The following is a 6086-nucleotide window of genomic DNA, read 5'->3' on the forward strand; positions in this document are numbered from 1 at the left end:
AGAAATTGTTAAGCAGTTTCCGATTGGGTTTAGAATTATTGGATAAGCTGGATTTATCCAAATACCCGTGGCTTTTTTGTTTCAAAAAGTTATGCCCAACCGAAGATTAAAAGTGAGGAGTACTCAGAGATATAGTCTATTGACAGAAATGGAAAATAATATATAATCACATTATGAAGATTGGTTATGAGTCTTATAAAAAATTACTGGAAGCCTACATATCTATTCTTCAAAATGAACTTGGTGATTCCTTAATTTCAGTTGTTCTTTATGGTTCAGTGGCGAGGGGTTCGGCAGCCATAAACAGTGATATAGACCTTCTTATTGTGGTAAAAGATGTGGATACAAGTTATTATAAGAAGCTTAAGCCTATTATAAAAGCGCAGAAAAATCTTGAGATGAGCGAAATCTTTAAAGAATATTCTCGTAATGGATTAGTTCCGTATTTTTCCTATCTTATTTTAACTTATGAGGATGCTCTAAAAAATCGTAATATATATTTAGACATAATAGATGAGGGGATAATTCTTTATGACCCGACAAGGTTTTTTAGGGAAAAGCTAAATGAATTCAAGAAACGGATTGAGGAACTCGGTTCTCGAAAAATCGTATTAGATGATGGTCGCTGGTATTGGGATTTAAAACCCGATTTGAAATTTGGTGAGGAATTTGAATTATGACGAATAAGGAAAGTGGAATAGAACTTATAAATGAAGCCCAGCAAATATTTGAAGCCGATGTCGCCAATGCATTACGAAATAAAAACTATAACTTAGTAGTCCGTCGCTCTCAAGAGGTTGTAGAACTTGCCCTCAAAGGTGCTTTAAAGATATTAGGCTTTGATTATCCCAAGGTTCATCATATTGGCGATATTTTCGCAAGAAGAGCAAAGGAAAAAGTGCCTGTAGCAGATGAAGTTTTGAAAAAGATAGAAGAGATATCTCTCTGGTTATCTGAAACCAGAGGTCCTTCTTTTTATTTAGAAATAAAATTCAGCGAGAATGACGCCCTGAAAGCAGAGGCAGATGCAAGATTTGTGATAGAAGAGATAAAAAAGATTTTTGGAGTTTGAGTGTAAAAGGAGGAATTATGGGTAGGGTAAGGATTTTGCTGGAGGGGTTGACTTTGTTTTCTAATCAGAGTAGGATATTGCTATGAAAAGGTTGAAATTGTACTTAGAGACATCAGTCTGGAATTTTTTACTTGCTGATGATACCCCTGAATTCAGAGATGTCACCAAAAAATTCTTTGATGAAATTACAACGAAGAAATATGGCATCTTTATTTCTGATATTGTTATCACCGAAATAAATAGAACAAAAGATAAGAGTAAACGAGAAAGTCTGCTTGCCAAATTGAATCTCTATCAGGCTATTGTAAAACTCAAAACCAAAGTAAAAGTAAATGCTTTAGCCACATTGGAGGGCTATAAAGGAATAATAATTTCAATCCCCGAGGAGGTGATTGGTTATGATTAGAGAACCAAAAACAATGGCTGAACTTCACAAAATAAGGGAAGAACACTACGAGTCAACAAAAGATAAAAAATTGAAGGCTGTAATAGATGAAATTGCGCAGGAATCAAAAGCAATTATCAAGAAATACAAATTGAAGGTAAGACGCTTGGTGGCAACGGAGGAAAAATTAACCATCAATAGTGTTTAATTGAGATAAGAAAGTTCAGGAGGAATTATGGGTAGGGTGAAGATTGTGGTAAAATTAGTGATATTAACATTGCTTGGTTGTACTCCGTCTTATTTCCAAAAAGGATATCAAGCGGACAAGGAGGGCAAACATGATACTGCTATATACTATTATACGCTTTATATTCAAAAAAATCCTAAAGATGCTGTTGCTTACAATAATCGGGGATATGCTTATTTTCAAAAGAAAGAGTATGAGCTTGCATTAAATGATTATAATAAGGCAATAGAGCTTAAACCGGAATTCATCAAACCATATGTTAATCGGGGTAACTGCTATGTACTTAAAGGGAAGTGCGACTTAGCAATTAAAGACTATGATAAGGCATTGGAGTTACACCCTGATGCTATTGAGGTGCACTTATATAGAGGTTATGCTTATCTTTATGAGGGCGAATATGATTTAGCGATAAAAGAGGCTAATAAAGTGTTGGAATTAAAACCCGATTTGGCACCAGCGGCATACCTCCTACGGGGTAATGCTTTTATGGCCGAATGCGAATATGATTTAGCAATAAGTGATTTTAATAAAGTAATTGATTTAAAGTGCGATTTTTATTTAGCATATTTATTTCGGGGCCTAGCATATGCACAAACGAATGAATATATCTTGGCAATGAATGATTTAAATAAAGCGATTGAACTTCTACCATGTGCATTGGCTTATGCCAACAGAGGTGTTTTTTATGTGATGAACTGTGAATATGATAAGGCAATAAAAGATTGTGAAAAAGCATTAGAACTTGAAACTGATTTAGCTACAGCGTATATTGTACGTGCTAAGGCCTTTGCTGGTAAAGGCGAATATGATTCGGCAATAAATGATTGCAACAAGGCATTAGAAGTTGAACCAGATATGGCTGACAGTTATTCATACTATATTGCACGTGGGATGATCTATCTTTTCAAAAAAGAATACGATTTGGCGATAAGGGATTGTAATAAGGCGATAGAACTTAAATATAATTCAGCAGAAGCGTATTGTGTTTTAGCTGAAGTATACCGTCAAATAGATGATTATTCTAATGCTGTAAAATACTGTGACGCGGGTTTGGCAGTTCTCACGAAGACACCTAAAAGCAGTCAAAATGATGCAATTTTAGGCTTAAAGTCCTTTTGTAAAAAAGACTATGAAAAAGTAATTGAATATTGCACGAAAGGGATAGAGAAAGAACCAAAAAATGCGATGTTTTACAGTCTTAAGAGGAGATGCCCACCATAAATTAGGTAATAAAAACCTTGCCTTTGAAGATTGGCGAAAAGCTAATCAACTGCATTCTGGTTATCCCGTGTCGCTCTACGCCAGAGAAATAATAGGTATTGGTAAAATTAGCTATAAAAAACCACCTGCAACAGTGTTTAACATTCCACCACGATTGGTTTTTAATTATACTATTAATGACGAAAATGGCGACAGAATTCTCTCCGGTGGGGAAAAGATTAGTTTAAAAGTGGTTGTCAAAAACCATGGTGAAGGAACTGCCCAAGGGGTTAAGGTCATTCTCTCTGGTGAGAGTAAGGCGTTGAATTATTGGGGCAGAGAAAAGTTTATTGGTGATATTCCTGCTGGCGCTGAAAAGATGGCGGTTTTTGAGGCAGTTCTGCCTTATAAGATTGAGCCTGATAATGCGAATCTGATAATTAGGGTTACTGAAGCACAAGGTTTTGATGCCCTTAAAGAATGTGAACTTTTAATTGCAATGCAACCAGCAAAGGTAGAAAGGGAGCGAGAGGTCATCTCCACCCTAATTGATGTTGACCAGCCGTTGAGTTCCACTTCTTTTAGAAGGGAGGATGCATACGCCGTAATTATTGGCATCTCTGATTATCGGTCAGGAAAGATTCCGAAGGTAAAATATGCCAAACGGGATGCTGAGACAATAAGGGATTATTTGATAAATGTCTGTGGCATTCCAAATGAAAATATTATGATGCTTACGGATGAGAAGGCTGCTTTAAGCGACCTGACTGCCTACATTGAAGAATGGCTTGCCCGCAATGTCACTAAAAATTCCTTTGTCTTTGTCTATTTTGCCGGTCATGGGACACCAAATCCAGAAAAAGGTGATGCGTATTTGGTGCCTTACGATGGCGAGCCGGGATTTATTTCAAAGTTATATCCATTATCAAGGTTTTATGGCGCCTTAGAGAAACTGCCAAGCGACAACATTGTCGTTGCATTGGATGCCTGTTTTTCTGGTGCGGGTGGCAGGTCAGTGATAGAAGAGGGCAAGAGGCCTTTGGTGCCCGTAAAAATTCCCGAGACATTGAAAAAAGTAGCAGTAATCACTGCTTCTGATGCCAGTGAAATCAGTCAGGATTTAGATTCCAAGAGACATGGATTGTTCACTTACTATTTCTTAAAAGGTCTGCGTGGCGAAGCCGATGCCAATGGCGACAACTGGATAACCCTTGGCGAACTCTACAACTACTGCCAGCCCAAAATCTTGCAGGAGTCCAGAAGATTGGGCTATACCCAGACTCCGAAGGTCTTTCCCGAGCCATTAGGTACAAAGGCAAACCTGAAGGTCGGCAAGGTTAAATGAGATTCCGAAACGAGCCTTAAATAAATTCATACCGGACTTCGGAATGGCGAAGTATGAAATTAACCATTCCACAAATTCGCATTTTTGCACAGGTAAGTGGCAAAAAAATCCCCACTTGATTTTAGATAGTTCTTGAGTAAAATGTAGATGGATATGAAATACATCTCTTTTTCTCTCCTTCTGACTGTTGCTTATGCTGGTGTTATCATTGAGAATGTCAGGTTCAGTCAGCGAGAGGGTTCAAATCTGGTAGATATTTATTACGACCTTTCAGATACTGAGGGTGGCAGGGAATTTAGTGTTTCGCTAACCCTTTCCAGTGATGGTGGTAGAAGTTTTAGCATTCTTCCTCAGACCCTTTCTGGCGATTATGGTTCCAAGATTTCTCCAGGTAAAAATAAACACATCATCTGGGATGCAGGTGCAGATTTTGATTCTTTGGTCGGAGATAATTTTGTCTTTAAGGTCATTGCAAGGCGGGTTGGCGGTGTTGAAGCACCCAGCCCTGTGCCGTCTCGCCCCGGTCTTACCTATCTGGGCAAAAATTCAAAAGGCTACGAAGAATATCGCCATGAAAAAACCGGGATAATCTTGATAAAGATTCCGGCCGGTACATTTACAATGGGTTCCAACGATGGCGATGATGACGAAAAACCTGTGCATACTGTTTATCTTGATGAATATTATATTGGCAAATATGAGGTTACCAATGCCCAGTATAAGAAATTCTGTGATGCGACAGGTAGAAGTTATCCACCTGACCCTGATTTTACCGCAATGCCGAATTATTTTACCAACTTCCCTGATTATCCAGTGGTCAATGTCTCCTGGGAGGATGCCAAGGCTTTTTGTGATTGGGCAGGATTGCGATTACCGACCGAGGCAGAGTGGGAGAAGGCGGCAAGGGGAACTGATGGAAGGAAATATCCCTGGGGGAATGAAAAGCCAGGTTCAGGTGGGTTTGCGCGCTGTAATTATGCGGATAAAAAAACGGATTACCCTTGGCGCGATAAATCAGTGAATGATGGCTATCAATTCACTTCCCCGGTTGGTACTTATGAGCGTGGTGTATCGCCTTATGGTTGTTATGATATGGCGGGTAATGTTTGGGAGTGGTGTAGTGATTGGTATGATGAGAATTATTATGGCAGGAGTGCGATTAACAATCCTCAAGGTCCTTCATCTGGTGAATTCCGTGTGGTGCGTGGCGGGGCGTGGTGCTACGGCGCCAGGGACATGCGGTGCGCGAATCGCAACAGCTACTTGCCTGCGTGGAGTTACTGTGACATCGGGTTTCGTTGTGGTTCGCCTGCGAGGTAGCAATTTGTTGAATATCTGGAAATCTGGCAATCCCGTTAGAGGGGTTTGCCCTCTAACGGGATGAATCTGAAAATCTGGTATTACGCATAAAATGGACATATACGAATTACACGGATATACATTTTTTGTCATTCTGTACGGAGCCCCCTTTTGTCATTCTGAGCGGAGCGAAGCGGAGTGAAGAATCTCAGAATGACAGAAGGGAGAAATTCACCTCACACGATAACAATTACTATTCCACAAATTCGCATTTTTGCACAATTACTCCTTGATTTTTCTATGGTTTTAAATATAATTCATAATAGTTTTCAAACTGAAGATTGACAAACCACAAATTCGCATTTGTGGACAGGTATTTAAAGGTTAGGTGAGAAATGAATCTTTTACTAAAATTATTTAAGGGATTGGCCAACAAGACCAGACTTAGGATGATTGAAATCTTATTAGATAAGAAGGCATTGACTGCGGATGATTTTTCTGAGATATTAAATATTCCTCGGGTAACGGCGTGTAGAAA

7 protein-coding genes are annotated in these 6086 nt (G+C 39.0%); all 7 read left to right on the top strand.

Translation table 11 applies throughout. The features are described from left to right. Positions 1 to 173: 173 nt before the first annotated feature. The 7 genes from ABIL39_12175 to ABIL39_12205 all read left to right on the top strand — a co-directional run bounded on the left by ABIL39_12175 (position 174) and on the right by ABIL39_12205 (position 5569). Positions 174 to 680, top strand: a complete 507-nt coding sequence (locus tag ABIL39_12175; GenBank protein ID MEO0166883.1) for a nucleotidyltransferase domain-containing protein — start codon at positions 174 to 176, stop codon at positions 678 to 680. Further along, positions 677 to 1072, top strand: coding sequence for a HEPN domain-containing protein (locus tag ABIL39_12180; GenBank protein ID MEO0166884.1), 396 nt, complete (start codon positions 677 to 679; stop codon positions 1070 to 1072). The genes ABIL39_12175 and ABIL39_12180 overlap by 4 nt, the downstream gene beginning before the upstream one ends. 82 nt (positions 1073 to 1154) lie before the next feature. After that, a complete protein-coding gene (locus ABIL39_12185) occupies positions 1155 to 1478 on the top strand; it encodes a hypothetical protein (protein MEO0166885.1) in 324 nt (107 codons plus the stop codon). Further along, complete coding sequence (locus ABIL39_12190) at positions 1471 to 1665, top strand: hypothetical protein (GenBank protein MEO0166886.1); 195 nt, start codon at positions 1471 to 1473, stop codon at positions 1663 to 1665. Before ABIL39_12185 ends, ABIL39_12190 begins: the two co-directional genes overlap by 8 nt. Before the next feature lie 27 nt (positions 1666 to 1692). Continuing rightward, a complete protein-coding gene (locus ABIL39_12195) occupies positions 1693 to 2925 on the top strand; it encodes a tetratricopeptide repeat protein (GenBank protein MEO0166887.1) in 1233 nt (410 codons plus the stop codon). After that, positions 2885 to 4249: a caspase family protein gene (locus ABIL39_12200; protein MEO0166888.1), complete on the top strand. Its 1365-nt coding sequence runs from the start codon at positions 2885 to 2887 to the stop codon at positions 4247 to 4249. The genes ABIL39_12195 and ABIL39_12200 overlap by 41 nt, the downstream gene beginning before the upstream one ends. A gap of 153 nt (positions 4250 to 4402) precedes the next feature. Then, complete coding sequence (locus ABIL39_12205) at positions 4403 to 5569, top strand: formylglycine-generating enzyme family protein (GenBank protein MEO0166889.1); 1167 nt, start codon at positions 4403 to 4405, stop codon at positions 5567 to 5569. The last annotated feature ends 517 nt before the right edge of the window (positions 5570 to 6086 follow it).

It is taken from the genome of candidate division WOR-3 bacterium (assembly GCA_039802205.1).
Classification (GTDB): domain Bacteria; phylum Hydrothermota; class Tepidihabitantia; order SM23-42; family JAOAFX01; genus JAOAFX01.